Raw genomic sequence first — 15,065 nt, forward strand, 5'->3', positions numbered from 1 at the left:
CGGATTGCGGGTGTTACCAGGGGTGGGTGACGGTGACGGGGTCCGACGAGGTGTACAGCTCCCCCACCGCACGCAACTCCAACCGCGCCCGGCTCTCGCCCTGTTCGGGCTCAAGTCCGGCGACGAAGTAGGCCTGCTGGCCGGTGGCGCCGAGGAAACGCCGGGTGCCGTCGGGCAGCAGGCGGTGCAGGGTGTAGTGCCGTACGCCGCCCGGGGCCGCCCGCCACGCCAGGCGCAGATCGCCGCCGGACGCGGCGGTGACGCGCAGGCCGGAGGGGGCGGCGGGCGTGACGACCGCGTCCCGGACCGCGAGCCCGCCCAGCCGCCACTTCACCGGGCCGCCGGTCGCGCTCAGGCGCACACCGATCGCGTGGACGGTCCCGGACAGGCCGGTGAGCGGCACGCCCACGGTCTGCCAGCCGTCACCCGACTCCACGGGCAGACAGGTGTACGGCGGTGCCGCACCTGCCGCGCCCGGTTCGGCGGTCGCGACCGCGAGCTCGACCCGCACGGCGCCCGCGTCGGTCCGGTGCGTCAGCTCGACCACCGTGTCCGCGGTGATCGGCAGCCGGGTCGCGTACACGTCCAGCACGGCCGGCTGGTCCAGTGCGCCGTCGACCAGGAGGCTGCTGCCGCCGCGCCAGGCGTCGGCGAAGTCGAAGGAGGCGGTGGGCCGTTGGCCCTGCGTGCGCACCACCCACCGCCGCGAGGGCAGCCGGTCCTGGAGCCCGAGATGATTCCAGGGCACATCGGACGTGACCACACCGTCCTCGTACCACCGCAGCCCGTGCCCGGTGTTGAAGGTGCTCGCGAACGGCACACCGCTGACCGTCGACCGGTCCGCGACCGACACCGCGGGCGCCCGCCAGGAGTCGGAGGTGTCCGGCCTGGACGGATCGAGGGAGCGGCCGGTCCAGAACCGGTCGTCGGCGGCGTGGAAGTCGCCCGGGGTGCGGGAGTCGGGCAGGTGGTTGCGCGTCCACTCGGGCCGGTAGAACCCGACCGACGCGACGTGGGACTTCGTGGTGGGCACGATGGCGTCCCAGTTCACGCTCGTGTTCGAGCCGTTGGATTCGACGTCGACGCCCGCCCACAACTCGTAGCGGCTGCGGCCGAGTTGGTCGGCGGCCCGCCCCGATGAAGCGAGCGAACCCGCGCTCCACCGGAAGTCGACGAACATGTCGTCGGCGGCCTGGAAGAACGCCTGGTTCTGGCTGTTCAGCGCGCCCTGCCAGCTCACCGTGCCGCCCACGGTCATCGCGTCGTACCAGGTCACCCGCTGACCGCGGGCGGCGGCGAGCGAGGTGAGCTCCTTGACGAAGCCGAGCATGTCGGCGCCCAGCGCGCTGTTCCCGCCGCCGGTCTCGGCGTTGACGAACCACCCGTCGAAGCCGTACGCGGCGGCGACCGCCACGAGCCGCGCGGCGAGCGGGTAGTGCCCGGTCGCGTCCTTCTGCACCAGGTCGCGGGTCCACTGCAGTTGCCCGCCGTAGGCGGTGGGCGGCAGGAAGATGTTGCCGAGCACGGGCACGCCGTGGCGGTGGGCGGCGTCCACGACCGGCGCGTTCGGCGCGAGGATCAGGCCCTCGCCGGACGAGCCGCCCCAGAACACCAGCTCGTCCATGTAGGCCCAGTGCGTGAGGGCGTAGTAGTCGGCCGTCGCCGCACCCTGCGCGGGGTTGCCCGAGGTCGGCCCGAAGGAGACCAGCGACTGGATGCGTGCCTGCCCGGAGCGGGCGGTGGTGTTCGCCGGAGTCGGCGTGAAGCGGGCCGCGAGCGGCACGGACGCCGCGTTGAAGGCGAGGTCGGCGTCGTCGGCGGCCTTCCAGCTCTTCAGGCTGCGCCAGGTGATGCCGGTACCGGGGCTGCCGGAGGGCAGCGAGTCCGGGTACCAGTAGGAGGCGTACGGCGGTGTGGCGGCGGCCTTCGTCCTGCGGGGAGCCGCGACGGCCGACGGCGGCGACAGCAGGGACGCCGCTGCCGCCGCGCCGGTGATGAGGACGGTCCGTCTGGTGGGGTTCACGAGCTGGTGCCTCCTTGCGGGGTGGGGAGTACCTGTTCGGGAGTGACGACCTCGGCGATGCCGCGTGCGGTGAGGTGGTCCTTGTCGTCCGCCCGGGTGTCCAGGACGGTCGTGGGGCGGGCGCCGTCGGCGGTCAGGCGGAAGAAGGCATCGAAGACCGGACCGCCGGGGGCGCAGCGTGAGCGCCGGGCGGGGTCGGCGGGGACGGCGAGGGCGGTGGTGCGGGGGGCCGGCGGCGTGAGGGTGCGGGCGCGGGCGGCCGCGTCGGCGAGGACGCGGGCGGTGTCCTTGGGATGGCGGTCGTTGGTCAACAGGCCGAGGCCGTACTCGAGTTCGGGGAAGTCGGCGAGGTCGCGGGAGACGTCGTGGGAGCACCACCAGGTGATGCCCCACAGGTCGGGGCAGTCCAGGGCGTTGGTGACGGTGGCCTCGGTGAAGGCGGCGGCGTGCTCGGGCGGGACGAGGGGTGCGGGCGCGCCGACCTCCTGGAGCCAGACGGGGCGGTGCGGGTCGCCGGCCCATGCCTTGGCGAGTTCGACGAGGTAGGCGGCGTGGTGCTCGGTCGGTACGGCGGTGCGGCCGTGGCGTTGGGCGGTGCCGTTGAAGACCCAGGAGTGCACGGCCGTGAGGGCGCCGTGGCGGGCGGCCTGGGCGGGGGTGAAGGGCTGGTCGTCCTGGTACCAGGTGGCGTCGTACTCGGCGTGCAGATGGAGCCTGCCGGGGGCGCCCTGCTCGCAGGCGGCGAGCATGCGCGCCAGCCAGGCGTCGATCTGCTCCTCCGTGGCGCGGTCGGGGTCCGGGTGCGGTCCGGCGGAGAACTGATTGACCTCGTTGCCGAGCGTCATGCCGAGGAAGGTGGGCCGGTCGGCGAGGGCGGCGGCGAGGGTGCGCAGGTAGGTGGCCTGGCCGTCGAGGACGTCGGGGTCGGTGAAGAGGTTGCGGCGGTGCCAGGTGCGGGTCCAGGCGGGCAGGTAGTCGAAGCTGCTCAAGTGACCTTGCAGGCCGTCGACGTTGACGTCGAGGCCGCGTGCGGCGGCGTCGTCGACGAGCTGGACCAGTTGCTCGACGGCGTGGGGGCGGATCAGGGTGCGGTTGGGCTGGAAGTAGGGCCACAGCGGGAAGACGCGGATGTGGTCCAGGCCGAGGGCGGCGATGGAGTCGAGGTCGGCGCGTACGGAGTCGGGGTCGTAGTCGAGCCAGTGGTGGAACCACCCCTTGCTGGGGGTGTAGTTGACGCCGAAGCGCACGGCAGAAGGCATGCGGTGTCCTGTGTCCTTGAACTCGGGTGCGGTGGTCAGCCCTTGACGGCCCCCTCGCCCACGCCGCGGAAGAAGTACCGCTGCAGACAGGCGAAGAGGGCGATCAGCGGTGCCACGGCGATGACCGTGCCCGCGGCGACGAGTCGTTCGTCGTTGGCGAAGGTGCCGTGCAGGTAGTTGAGGCCGATGGTCAGGGTGAACTTGGAGGGGTCGCTGAGCACGATGAGCGGCCACAGGAAGTCGTCCCAGGCGCCCATGAAGGCGAAGATGGCGACGACGGCGAGGGTGCCCTTCACCGACGGCAGGGCGATGCGCAGGAACCGCTGCCAGGCGTTGGCGCCGTCGACGTAGGCCGCCTCCTCGATCTCGTAGGGCAGGTTGAGGAAGGCGTTGCGCATCAGCAGCACGTTCATGGCGCCGATGCAGCCCGGCAGGACGACCCCGATCAGGGTGTTGTTGAGGCCGAGCTCCCGCATAGTGGTGAACTGGGCGATGATGATGCCCTCCACCGGCACGAGCATCGCCAGGATGAACGTGAGGGTGGCGATCCGGCGGCCGCGGTAGCGCAGCCGGGCCAGCGCGTAGCCGGCCAGGGCCGAACCGACGCAGTTGGTGACGACGTTGGCGGCGGCGACCTTCAGCGAGTTGAAGGCGTAGTCCCACACCGGGATGGTTTCGGCGACCCGTTCGTAGTTGTGCAGGGTGGGGTGGGCGGGCAGGAACTTCGGCGGTGAGCTGAAGATGTCCTCGGTCGGCCCCTTGAGCGAGGTGGACAGCTGCCACAGGAACGGGCCGACGGTCAGGGCGAGGACGGCGAGCAACAGCGCGTAGCGCAGGGCGAGTTCCCACACCCGGATGCGGCGGCCGTGCTCGTCGGTGACGCGCGGCTCCCGGGCGGCGGCCGGTGCCTCGACGGGCCGTACCTTCTCGGCGACGCTCATGTCTCCTCCCTGCGGTCGGCGCGCAGCACGAGCAGCATCAGCGCGACGGTGACGACGAAGACGACGAGGGAGAGGGCGGAGGCGTAGCCGACGCGGCCGGTCAGGCCGGTACCGGTGCGCTGGACCAGCATCACCAGCGTGGTGTCCTCGCCGGCCGGTCCGCCGCTGGGGCCCGCCATCAGGTACACCTCGGAGAACACCTTGAAGGCGGCGACCGAGGAGAGCGCGCCGACCAGGACCATGGTGGAGCGGACGGCGGGGACGGTGACGGTGACGAAGCGGCGCACGGCGCCCGCGCCGTCGACGGCGGCGGCCTCGTGGAGTTCACGGGGCACGTTCGCCAGCGCCGCCAGGTAAATGATCATGTAGTAGCCGAGGCCCTTCCACACCGTCACGGCCATCGCGCTCAGCAGGAGCAGCCATTGGTCGCTGAGGAAGCCGACGCGGCCGATTCCGATGCCTTCCAGCAGCGAGTTGATCAGGCCGCGCTCGTCGAGCAGCCATACCCAGATCAGCCCGACGACGACGATCGAGGCGACGACCGGGGTGTAGAAGGCGGAGCGGAAGAAGGTGATGCCGGGGATGTTCTTCTGCACCAGCAGAGCGAGCAGCAGCGGCAGGATCACCAGCGCGGGTACGACGCCGACGACGTAGAGCGTGCTGTTGCGCAGTCCGATCCAGAACATGTCGTCGTGCAGCAGCTCGCGGAAGTTGGCGAGCCCCACGAACTCGCCCGGCATCAGCGTCCGGCGGTCGGTGAAGGAGTTGATCACCGTGGAGGCGAACGGGTAGAGGATGAAGATGCCGGTGATCAGCAGTCCTGGCGCGGCGAACAGCCAGGGGCTCGTGGGCAGTTGGCGCCGCACCCGGCGCATGCCTCCCGCCCCGGGCAGCCGCCGGCCGGACAGGGTGGACAAGGCCATCGGAGCGTCCTATCCCTGCTGCTGGAGCAGCGTGTTGCACTGCTTGACAGCGTTGTCGAGGGCTTCCTTGGGGCTCTCCTTGCCCTGGAGCGCCTTCGCGACCTCGTTGCGCAGCGCCGTCTTCATCTGGTCGCTGAACAGCACGGGCGTGTAATTGACCGCGCTCTTCAGGGACTTGGCGGCGGCGATGCGCACGCGCGTCTCGTCGGTGCCGTCCTCCTTGGTGAAGTACGGGTCGTCCAGGGAGCCGGCGGTGCTGGGGAAGATGGCGACCTTCTTCGCGAAGGACATCTGGTGCTCGGCGTCGGTGACGTAGTGCGCGAAGGCGACGGCGGCGGGCGTGTGCTTGGTCTTGGAGTTGACCATCACCCCCATCACGTACATGTTGACGTGGCCGGTGCTGGTGATCTGGTCGGTGATGCCGATGTTCTTGTACAGGTTCGGCGCCTGCTTCTTGAAGTTGCCGAGGTCCAGGGCGCTGCCCGGGTTCATGGCGACGGCCTCGGTGAGGAACTTCTTGCCGGAGGACTCGGGAGTGGCGGTCAGCGCCTGCGGGTCGAGTGCCTTGGCGTCGTACAACTGCTTGTACTTGGTGAGCAGTTCGACGCCCTTGGCGTCGTTGAAGGTGAAGGCGCCGCCCTGCTTGTCCATCAGCTCGACGCCGTAGCGGCCGAAGTCCTCGATGGTGGGGACGTTGGCGAGGGTGGCGACCTTGCCGTCGCTCTTCTTCGCCATCTGCAGCGAGTCGGCGAAGAGGTCGCCGTAGGTCTTCGGCGGCTGCGCGGGGTCGAGTCCGGCCTTCTCGAACAGGGACTTGTTGTAGAACAGCGGCCCGGTGTTGAGGTACCAGGGGAAGGCGTACGTGCCGGTCATGCCCGGTATCCGGTGGCTGGCCCAGGCTCCGGCGAGGTACTCCTTCTTGTACTTGGCGGCGGCCTTGTCGAGGTCGAGCGCGAGGCCGGCCTTGGCGAGGGGGGCCACGAGGTCCGGGGAGACGTTGACGACGTCGGGCAGGGTGCCGCCGGCCGCGTCCGCGCTGATCTTGTCGGCGTAGCCCTCGGCGGGCTGGTCGATCCACTTCACGTGGGTGCCCGGGTACTTCTTCTCGAAGTCGGCGACGAGGCCGTCGAAGTAGGGCTTGAAGTTGGCCTTCAGGTTCCAGGTCTGGAAGGTGATGTCGCCCTCGACCTTGCCGGAGGCGTCGGACGATCCGCTGTCGCCGCTGCCGGAGCCGCAGGCGCTCAGCGGCAGGACGAGAGCGGCGACGGCTACGGCGGCGAAGGTTCTGCGGGATGTGGGCACGGTGACACGACTCCCTCGGAGTGTCGTTGGCGGTGACGCCAGGGACCATGCCCGGGGCGTTCATGAGAAGTCAATGGATTGGCCTCTACTAAAGAAATTCGCTCCTCATTAGTGCAGGTCAGAGCGTTTGTGATCGAGAACTTGCGCATCATCACTAATGCGCTTTACCGTTCTCGCACTCAAGCGCATTAGCTACGACTGCCGAGAAAAGGGTGAGCCAGGTGCCAGCCAGGCGTTCCCCGGCCCGCCGGCCGACGATGAAGGACATCGCGCAGCGCGCCGGTGTCTCCGAGAGCGCCGTCTCCTTCGCGCTCAACGGCCGCCCTGGCGTCTCCGAGGTCACCCGTGACCGGGTGCGCAGGGTCGCCGAGCAGCTGGGCTGGCGGCCCAGCACGGCGGCGCGCCAGCTGTCCGGGGAGGGCGCGGCGACGGTCGGCTTCGTGCTGGCCCGGCCCGCGGACACGCTCGGCGTGGACTCCTTCTTCCTCCAGCTCGTCTCCGGCATACAGGAGGTGCTGGCGGAGCGTCATCTCGGCCTGCTGTTCCAGGTGGTGGAGGACGTGCCCGACGAGTGCGCGGTCTACCGCCGCTGGTGGGCCGAGCACCGCGTGGACGGCGTCCTCGTGGTGGACCCGCGCACCGACGACCCGCGGCCGGACCTGCTCGACGAACTCGGCCTGCCCGCCGTGGTGATCGGCGGCGCGCCCGACGAGCGCCACCCCGGCCTGTCGACGGTCTGGGCGGACGACGCGGGCGCCATGGCCTCCGTCGTCGACGAGTTGTACCGGCTCGGCCACCGCCGCATCGTCCACATCGCGGGCCTGCCGGGCCTGGCCCACACCGAGCGCCGGATGCGCACCCTGCGCGCCGAGGCCGGCCGCCGCGGCCTGCACGAGGTCGAGTCGGTGACCACCGACTACTCCGACGCGGAGGGCGCGGCCGTCACCCGCCGCGTCCTCGGCCGGCCCGCTCCCCCGACCGCCCTGATCTACGACAACGACGTGATGGCCGTCGCCGGCGTCGCCACCGCGACCGAACTCGGCTTCACCGTGCCGGCGGACGTGTCGGTGGTGGCCTGGGAGGACTCGGCGCTGTGCCGCATGGTCCGGCCCTGGCTGTCCGCCCTCTCCCGCGACAGCGTGGAGTTCGGCCGTACGGCGGCCCGGGAGCTGACCGCGCTGCTGGACGGCGGCCCGGCGCGCACGGTGCGGGTGCCGGTGCCCCAGGTGATCGTGCGGGAGAGTACGGGGGTGGCCCGGGGGGCATGAGCCAGCCGAGGCCCCCGATCGAGCAAGCGCGGCCCGAGCAACAACGAAGGTGAGTGAGTCCGCCCCATGGACGATGCAGACGGCCGCAGGGCTCGATGGTGGGCGGCGCTGCGCCGGACCCCGGTGGCCGTCTGGAACGACGACATCACGGACTGGGCCGCGGCACTGACGTACTACGCCGTCCTGGCCCTGTTCCCGGTGCTGCTGGTGATCCTCTCGATCGTGGGGCTGACCATGCCCACCGCGAAGCCGGAGGTCATCGACCGCATGGCCCAGGCCGCCCCGGTCGCCTCGCAGCCCTTGCTGCGCAGCACCCTGCTGCAGCTGACCGGACAGTCGTCGGCGGCGTGGACGCTGGTCTTCCTCGGCGGGGCGGGAGCCCTGTGGTCGGGATCCAGCTATCTGAGCGTCTTCCGCCGTGCGTTGCACTCCATGCACCGGATCAGTGCCCACCGGCCGGTGTGGCGTACGGCTCCGCGCATCATCGTCACGGCCCTCGTGCTGATCACCCTGCTGCTCACGTCCACCCTCACGCTCTTCCTCACCGGCAGCCTGGCCCGGCGGCTGAGCCGGGCGCTGGATCTGGGCAGCGGGCCGCAGGCCGCGTGGGACGCGCTGCGCTGGCCGGTGGTGGCCCTGGCCGCCGTGGCCATGGTGCTCGTCCTGTACCGCTCGGGCCCCGCGTCGTCCCGCCCGGTGCGCCGGATGGCGCCGGGCGGCACCTTGGCGGTGCTGCTCCTGCTGGCCGTCTCGCTCGGGTTCGCCTTCTACACGTCCCACATCGGCGCCTACCACCGTCTGTACGGCTCACTGGCCGGCGTCGTGATCTTCCTGATCTGGCTGTGGCTGTCCAACCTGGCCCTGCTGGCGGGCGCCCAGTTCAACGCGGAGCTGGCGAAGCCCGTCCGCCGGGTGGCGGCCGATCGACCCGTACCGGTGACGGAACACCCGTAGCACTGCTTGCGTCCCGGCTCATCGGGTACTGCGTTGAAATATGGGATGTTCCCGCAGGACCGGATCTTACGGAAAGTGATGCCTTCGTGACTCTTGCCGGCGGCGCCGACGACCGCGTGGAGGGCTTGGGTGACGATCCGAGCGCCGACGCGCGAGAGATCGCCGATGCGGTGGAGCGTCTTGCGAACCTGTGGTCCGTGGCCGCCCAGGAGGCGGCCGTACGGCTGTCCCTGCACCAGTTGCGGGCGCTACGGGCGCTGGAGGCGGCACCGGAGCTGAATCTCACGGGCCTGGCGGAGCGGCTGGACATCGGGCTTCCCACCGCCAGCCGGCTGTGCAACCGGCTGGAGGCCGCGGGGATGCTGGAGCGCACGCTGCATCCTGTCAACCGCCGTGAGGTGCAGCTGAACCTGACCGGTCAGGGGCAACGTGTGCTGAAGGACGTGGCCCGTCGACGCACCCAGGCCCTGGACGGCCTGCTGGCCGCCATGGCGCCCGCGGACCGGTCGGCGCTGGTGAGCGGGATGAAGGCCGTTCTCTCCACACCGGACGAAGCGGCCTGGCGGCCACCGCAGGACCCGTAGGTCAGCGGTTCGGCCGCTCTTGTCGAGGCGTTTCGGCTTCGCGGCCCGTCCAGTCGAGACAGACGACGGAGGCGTCGGCGAGGAGCTCCCTGCTGCCGACGTGTTCGATCAGTCCGGCGACGACCGAGCGCGCCGCCTCGTGGGGCGAGGTCTGCCGGGTCGCGCCCAGGATCTGGCGCAGGACGCCTTCCCCGAACATGTCCCCGGCCTCCGATCGGGGGCTGTGGACGCCGGTGCTGAGGACGACCAGGCGGTCGCCCGGCTCGACCCGGAAGGTCTGCTCCTCGTAGGGGGTCTCCTCGAACATGCCGAGAGGCATCTGGGCCTCGAGGTCGACGTGTTCGACCGTGGTGCCGCGCTGCCGGTACAGCTGCGGGGACCCGGCGTCCACGGCGGACACCGAGCCCGTGGCGAGGTCGAAGCGCAGCAGCAGGGTGGAGGCGTACCTCTTGCCTCCGTACTGGGAGAAGAGGGCCTGGTCGGCGAGGCAGGCCTGGTCGGCGAGGCCTATGCCGGCACGGCGGGCGTTGCGCAGTGCGCCGACGGTGAGGCTGGTGAGCAGGGAGGCGTCGATGCCCTCGCCCATGCCGTCGGTGACGCTGAGGGTGAGGTGGTCGGCGTTCGAGGACCAGTCGAAGTTGTCGCCGCCGATGGCGTAGGCGGGTTCGAGATGGGCGCCGATGACGAATTCGTCGCGGGCGCATCCCCGGCCCGGGAGGAGCTGCCACTGCATCTCGGCGGCGAGGGTGAGACGGCGGGTGCGGCGGGCCTGGAGGTAGAGGTCGGTGTCCCGGGAGGCCGTGGCGAGCTCGTGGCCCAGCGCGGTGGCGAAGTCACCGAGCCGGAGCACCGTGGCCGGGTCGGCGGCGGTGTCGGGCACGTGGACGGAGAGCACGCCGAGGCGGTCGCCGCGGACGGTGATGGGCAGGTGGACCAGTTCCGTCGCGGGGTCGGCGGTGACTTCCAGCACCGGCTTCTGCGTGGTGAAGGCCGTGCCGGCGGGGCCGTCGTGGGCGGACACCGGGTCGCCGGTGTCGGGCAGGTGCTTCACCGGTTGCAGGACCGACAGCCCGTAGTCGGCGAGGAGGAGCGTCGCATCGGCCGCGCCGAAGCGCTCCGCCAGCAGCCGGCCGGCGCTGGCCACCAGAGCGTGGGGCGGAGCGGCCCGCAGCTGGGATTCCGCGGACGGGACCGCGTCAGAGCTGTTCACGAAGTCTCCATCCTCTCCCCTTGCCACCTCCACGCTATCGCGAAGGGTGGTGCTCCCGGGATGGGGGCGGAGCGGTGCGGCACAGGAGGAGGCAGACGTCGTCGTCGCGTTCGGTGTCGTGCACCAGGGGCTTGAGAAGCGACTCGGCGCACCCGTCCAGGTCCTCGAGCTCGGAGTCGCCCAGCGCCGACAGGGTCCGGCCCAGCAGTTCGATACCCGGATCGATACCGTGCGCCCTCCGCTCCACCAGGCCGTCGGTGTACAGCACAAGCGTCGAACCGGGCGGCAGTTCGGCCCTCTGGTCCTCGTACTCGAAGGGCAGGGGCACGCCCAGCATGACGCCTGGTCGGGTGTCCAGGACGCGCACGCTGCCGCCCGGCACGCGGACCACGGCCGGGGGATGTCCGGCGGCGGCCCACACGACGTGGGGATCTCCTGGCCGGAAGCGGGCGATCACGGCGGTCGCGTACAGGTTCGGCTGCTGGTGGCGCAGCATGCGGTGCAGGCGGGTGAGGATCCGTGCGGGGCTGTCGTCCTCGGCCGCGTAGGCCCGCAGGGCGGTGCGCAGCTGGCCCATGATGACGGCGGCGCGCAGCCCGTGTCCGGTGACGTCTCCCACCACGGCCAGCACGCTGCCGTCGGGCTGCGGCAGGGCGTCGTACCAGTCGCCGCCGATGTTGAGTCCGCGGGTGGCGGGCAGGTAGCGGGCCGCCAGGTCAAGTCCCTCGGTGCGGGGCAGATCGGTGAGCTGGGCTCGTTGCAGCGTCTCGGCGGTGTCCCGGTGCTGTTCGTAGCGGCGGGCGTTGTCCAGGGCGATCGCGATCCGGCGGGCCAGTTCGACCAGCATCACGCTGGTGTCCGCGTCGAAGCGGTCGCCGGACGCGGTCAGGGTCAGCACGCCCGCGGTGCGGCGCACGGTGAGGGGAATGCTCAGCAGCGGCCGGTCCGGGGACAGCGCCGAGGGCGGCAGGTCGTGGACGCCCGGGAGGGCTCCGGGGCGGGGGCCGGCGTGCTGCGGACGGTCCGAGCGGGCGGCCGCGACCGCGGCGGCGGAGCGGGCGCTGTGCGGGTCCGCCGATTCGTCGAAGAGCCAGACGTCGACCTGACTCGCGTACTCGGGGACGAGCAGTTCGGGAAGCAGCCGCAGGATGTCGTCCTGGTCGAGGGAGGCTGTCACGGCAGCGCTGGCGTCGCCGAGAAAGGTCAGCAGCCGTCGTGTCTTCTCCGCCGCCGCGTGTGCGGTGCGTTCGGCGTCGAGCAGTGCCCGCTGGGTGCGCGCGGCGGCCTCCAGTTCGGCGTGCAGAGCCAGCACGCCCTGGTTGGTGGCGTGCAACTCCTCGCGGTGCAGGCGCAGTTGCCGGTCCGTCTCGTCCAGCCGCCGCAGGATCGACGCCGTCTCCTGGTCCGCCGCCAGCACCGCGTCGGCGTATGTGGTGTCGTCCTGGCCCACCGGCTGCGGCAGGTCGCGTGGCGCGGGGCCGGGACAGGTGAGCGTCAGCTCCCAGGGCGGTGTCCGGCCGGGCCGGGGTGCGAGCGGCTCCACGACGGCCCGCACGAGCACCGTCCCGTCGGATGCGCAGGGGTGCAGGGTGAGAGTGAGTTCCGCTCCACCCCGGCCGAGACACTCGCGCAGGCGCGCTGTGAGCGCTGTGAGGAAGCGAGCACGGTCGACCGGGGAAGTGCCCGGGGCGGCCGTGAGGCGCGCGGCGGAGATCCGGGCGTCGACGGCCTGGGCGAGTGACGTTATCTTCCGCACGTCGGGCGGGCTCACGGGTACCCCTCCGAGTGGTCGCGGGCCAGGACGGCCACACACGTGTCGTCGCGTACGGGGCCGTCGGCGCTGCCGGCGTCGCGCAGGATGGCCGCCGCGACGGCTGCCGGTTCGTGGGCGAGGAGGGCCGGATCGTCGGGCGGCGCCCATCTGCTGGGCAGCCCGTCGCTGTGCAGGACGAGCAGGCTGTCCGGCTTCCAGGGCACCCGGTGGACGGGGACGGTCGCCGGGAACTGCGCGCCGACGATCCCGGGGTGGGATACCAGGTGTTCCCAGGAGTCGTCGCCGTGCAGCCGGGCGCCTATGTTGCCGACCCCCGCGAAGGACAGCTCTCCGGCGTCCACGTCCAGCCGGGCCAGGGCGACAGCCGCCCCGCGGGTGGATCGCAGCGCCTCGTGCAGGCGGCGCAGGATCGCGGCGGGTGGCAGGTGCCCGTGGCGGTGCAGCTCGTCGACCGCCGCACCGGACGCCTGCGCCGCCTTGCGGCCGTGGCCGAGGCCGTCGGCGACCATCAGGGTCAGTGCGGAGCCCGACCGGACGCAGCTCCAGGCGTCCCCGGAGTGCTCGGCCCGAGCGAGCGGGATGTTGACCCCGCCGGCCCGGCACCCCGGCCGGGCGGACCCCCGGGAGACCCCCTGCTCGATCCGCGCCACCGAGACGGTGCCCCGAGGGGAGCTGCACACGTCGAACGCGCTGGAGATGCGCTGGCAGGTGCCCAGGCCGGCGCCGCGTGACGCCTCGCTGGTGCTGTAGCCGTCGCGCATGGCCTCGGTGACATCGCGGATGCCGGGGCCATCGTCGAGGGCGACGAGCTGGACCGCGGGAGTGCCGGCGCCCGCTCCGGGACCGTCGACGAGGTCGATCACCAGGCGGCCGCCCCCGGCGTGCTTGAGCAGATTGGTGGCCAGCTCGGTGGCCACCAGGACCGCGGCCGCGGTGCGCAGGGCGTCCAGACCGGCATGGGCACCGGCCGCCTCGGTCGCCGCACGGACGTCTCGCACACGGGTGGAGTCGTGCACCGGGACGTCCCAGACGCGCGTCATCTCTCCCCCCTACGGGCAGCGGGGACACCGGTGATCCAGGCGGTGACGGTGACGACCGTGCCCTGGCCCGGCGTGGTGTCGATGCGGAACTCGTCCATCAGCCGCTTGGCTCCGCCGAGTCCCATCCCGAGGCCGCCGCCGCTGGTGTAGCCGTCGGACATCGCCTGCTCGACGTCGGCGATACCGGGGCCGCTGTCGACGAAGGCGAGCTGGAGTCCCCGCTTCGGGCCGTCGGTCAGCGGGGTGATCTTCACCTCGCCCCCGCCGCCGTGGACGAGGGTGTTGCGGGCCAGTTCGCTGGCCGCGGTGACCAGTTTGGTCTGCTGCACGAGCCCGAAACCGAGCCCGGCCGCGACCTGCCGCACCTGGTGACGCAGCCACGCGAGATCGGCGTCCGAGCCGATCGGCAGGCGCCTGGTGGTGGCGGGGTCGGTCGTCGGCGTCACGTGCCCCCCTCGGCCCTGGCCGGGTCGGACCGCCGCAGCACATCGAAGGCGCGGTCGACGTCGAGCGTGGTCACCAGGCCGGGCAGCGTCAGGCCCAGCTCGACCAGGGTGATCGCCACCGCCGGCCGCATCCCGCACAGGACGGTGCGGGCGGCCAGCAGGCGCGCGGCGGCCGCGATCTCGGCGATGATCCGCCCCAGGAACGAGTCCACGATCTCGACCCCGGAGACGTCGATGACCACGCCGGTCGCCGCGCTGCCGGCCACCCGGCGGCTGATGTCCTGCTGGAGCTGCTCGGCCGTACCGTCGTGCAGCTCCCCCTGGAGGGAGACCAGCAGGACGTCCCCCAGCGCCAGGACCGGCACCGGGGCCTCGTAGGCCGGAAGCGGGGAGGTCATCGTGGGTTCGCACCTGCCACGGTCCGGGAGACCTCGACGCCCTGCTGGGCGAGCGCGTAGGCCAGGGCGTCGGCCAGCGAGCCGCGGGTGAGCACCGGGCTCAGGTCGATGCCCAGGTGAACGATGGTCTGCGCGATGGCCGGGCGGATGCCGGAGACGATGCAGTCGGCCCCCATCAGACGGGCCGCGGCGACGGTCTTCATCAGGTGCTGCGCGACGAGCGAGTCGACCGTGGGCACCCCGGTGATGTCGAGGATCGCGTAGCGGGCCCGCTGCTCCACGATGGCGTGCAGCAGCGCCTCCATGACGACCTGGCTGCGGGCGCTGTCCAGGGTGCCGATCAGCGGCACGGCGACGACGCCCTCCCACAGGCTGATCACGGGGGTGGCCACCTCGAGGAGTTGCAGCCGCTGCCGCGCTATCAGCTCCTCGCCGGCGTTGAGCGACGTCTGCATGATCACCAGCCGCAGGGTCCCCATGAGGACCGTCAGGGCCAGCAGAACCTCGTGCGCCTCGCGGCCCGCGGGCCCGTTGCTCTCGTGGCGCAGCAGCTCTGAGGCCGCCACCCGCAGACCGGCGGCCTCGTCCGCGATCTGGGCCGGGCCGAATCCGCTGCCGGCACGAGAGGCGGCCATACGCCCCAGCTGCTCACGCACCGAGTCGAACCCCGGCGCCGCGACGTCCTCCAGCCGGCCGCTCGACGCCACCTCGCACAGGGCGTCCACCACGGCCTTGCACGCCTCCACGGCCTCGTCGCGGGAGACGGTGAAGACCGTACGGAACAGAGGTGCGTCCGCCCACCGCTGGGCGATCTGCTCACGGCAGCGCTCCAGGAAGGCTCCCAGCTCCCGCGCCGCCGCCTCGGCCGTCACCTGCTCCGACACCCTGCATCGTCTCCTTTCAGGAAGGACTGCTGTTTCACGAAAGACCGCTGCGCCACATC

At 71.8% G+C, this 15,065-nt stretch carries 14 protein-coding genes; 3 read left to right on the forward strand and 11 right to left on the reverse strand.

Translation table 11 applies throughout. The annotated features are described in order from the left end of the window. Positions 1-13: 13 nt before the first annotated feature. Genes ACIBN2_RS19160 through ACIBN2_RS19180 form a run of 5 tightly spaced genes read right to left on the reverse strand, consistent with a single transcriptional unit; the run spans position 14 to position 6,448 of the window. Positions 14-2,023, reverse strand: a complete 2,010-nt coding sequence (locus ACIBN2_RS19160; RefSeq protein WP_399135647.1) for an endo-beta-N-acetylglucosaminidase — start codon at positions 2,021-2,023, stop codon at positions 14-16. Next, entirely contained in the window at positions 2,020-3,282 is a 1,263-nt protein-coding gene (locus ACIBN2_RS19165) for a glycosyl hydrolase (RefSeq protein WP_399135648.1), read from the reverse strand. The genes ACIBN2_RS19160 and ACIBN2_RS19165 overlap by 4 nt, the downstream gene beginning before the upstream one ends. 35 nt (positions 3,283-3,317) lie before the next feature. Beyond that, positions 3,318-4,223 (reverse strand): carbohydrate ABC transporter permease, encoded by a 906-nt coding sequence (locus ACIBN2_RS19170; protein ID WP_399135649.1) that lies wholly within the window; start codon positions 4,221-4,223, stop codon positions 3,318-3,320. Continuing rightward, positions 4,220-5,146 carry a carbohydrate ABC transporter permease gene (locus ACIBN2_RS19175; protein ID WP_399135650.1) on the reverse strand — a complete coding sequence of 309 codons (927 nt, stop codon included), beginning with the start codon at positions 5,144-5,146 and terminating at the stop codon, positions 4,220-4,222. Before ACIBN2_RS19175 ends, ACIBN2_RS19170 begins: the two co-directional genes overlap by 4 nt. A gap of 9 nt (positions 5,147-5,155) precedes the next feature. Further along, positions 5,156-6,448: an ABC transporter substrate-binding protein gene (locus ACIBN2_RS19180; RefSeq protein WP_399135651.1), complete on the reverse strand. Its 1,293-nt coding sequence runs from the start codon at positions 6,446-6,448 to the stop codon at positions 5,156-5,158. Positions 6,449-6,669: 221 nt separating this feature from the next. Between ACIBN2_RS19180 and ACIBN2_RS19185 the strand changes: the two genes are divergently transcribed. From ACIBN2_RS19185 to ACIBN2_RS19195, 3 genes are all read left to right on the forward strand, one after another. After that, entirely contained in the window at positions 6,670-7,716 is a 1,047-nt protein-coding gene (locus tag ACIBN2_RS19185) for a LacI family DNA-binding transcriptional regulator (protein ID WP_399135652.1), read from the forward strand. A 66-nt stretch (positions 7,717-7,782) separates the two neighbouring features. Further along, positions 7,783-8,670, forward strand: coding sequence for a YihY/virulence factor BrkB family protein (locus ACIBN2_RS19190; protein WP_399135653.1), 888 nt, complete (start codon positions 7,783-7,785; stop codon positions 8,668-8,670). Positions 8,671-8,756: 86 nt separating this feature from the next. Next, on the forward strand, positions 8,757-9,254 hold the full coding sequence (locus ACIBN2_RS19195; protein WP_399135654.1) for a MarR family winged helix-turn-helix transcriptional regulator: 498 nt from the start codon (positions 8,757-8,759) through the stop codon (positions 9,252-9,254). A gap of 1 nt (position 9,255) precedes the next feature. On the opposite strand, the gene ACIBN2_RS19200 is transcribed toward ACIBN2_RS19195, so the two are convergent. From ACIBN2_RS19200 to ACIBN2_RS19225, 6 genes are read right to left on the reverse strand one after another with little or no spacing between them, the layout of a single operon-like run. After that, positions 9,256-10,464, reverse strand: a complete 1,209-nt coding sequence (locus ACIBN2_RS19200; RefSeq protein ID WP_399135655.1) for a PP2C family protein-serine/threonine phosphatase — start codon at positions 10,462-10,464, stop codon at positions 9,256-9,258. A 34-nt stretch (positions 10,465-10,498) separates the two neighbouring features. Beyond that, positions 10,499-12,235, reverse strand: a complete 1,737-nt coding sequence (locus ACIBN2_RS19205) for a PP2C family protein-serine/threonine phosphatase (RefSeq protein ID WP_399135656.1) — start codon at positions 12,233-12,235, stop codon at positions 10,499-10,501. Next, positions 12,232-13,278, reverse strand: a complete 1,047-nt coding sequence (locus tag ACIBN2_RS19210; protein ID WP_399135657.1) for a SpoIIE family protein phosphatase — start codon at positions 13,276-13,278, stop codon at positions 12,232-12,234. Before ACIBN2_RS19210 ends, ACIBN2_RS19205 begins: the two co-directional genes overlap by 4 nt. Then, a complete protein-coding gene (locus ACIBN2_RS19215; protein WP_399135658.1) occupies positions 13,275-13,724 on the reverse strand; it encodes an anti-sigma regulatory factor in 450 nt (149 codons plus the stop codon). The genes ACIBN2_RS19210 and ACIBN2_RS19215 overlap by 4 nt, the downstream gene beginning before the upstream one ends. Further along, on the reverse strand, positions 13,721-14,122 hold the full coding sequence (locus tag ACIBN2_RS19220; RefSeq protein ID WP_399135659.1) for an STAS domain-containing protein: 402 nt from the start codon (positions 14,120-14,122) through the stop codon (positions 13,721-13,723). Before ACIBN2_RS19220 ends, ACIBN2_RS19215 begins: the two co-directional genes overlap by 4 nt. Further along, the gene (locus ACIBN2_RS19225; protein WP_399135660.1) at positions 14,119-15,006 is read right to left on the reverse strand and encodes an STAS domain-containing protein; all 888 of its coding nucleotides are present in this window, start codon (positions 15,004-15,006) and stop codon (positions 14,119-14,121) included. Before ACIBN2_RS19225 ends, ACIBN2_RS19220 begins: the two co-directional genes overlap by 4 nt. Between the last annotated feature and the right edge of the window lie 59 nt (positions 15,007-15,065).

The organism is Streptomyces sp. NPDC050534 (genome assembly GCF_044457745.1).
GTDB lineage: Bacteria > Actinomycetota > Actinomycetes > Streptomycetales > Streptomycetaceae > Streptomyces.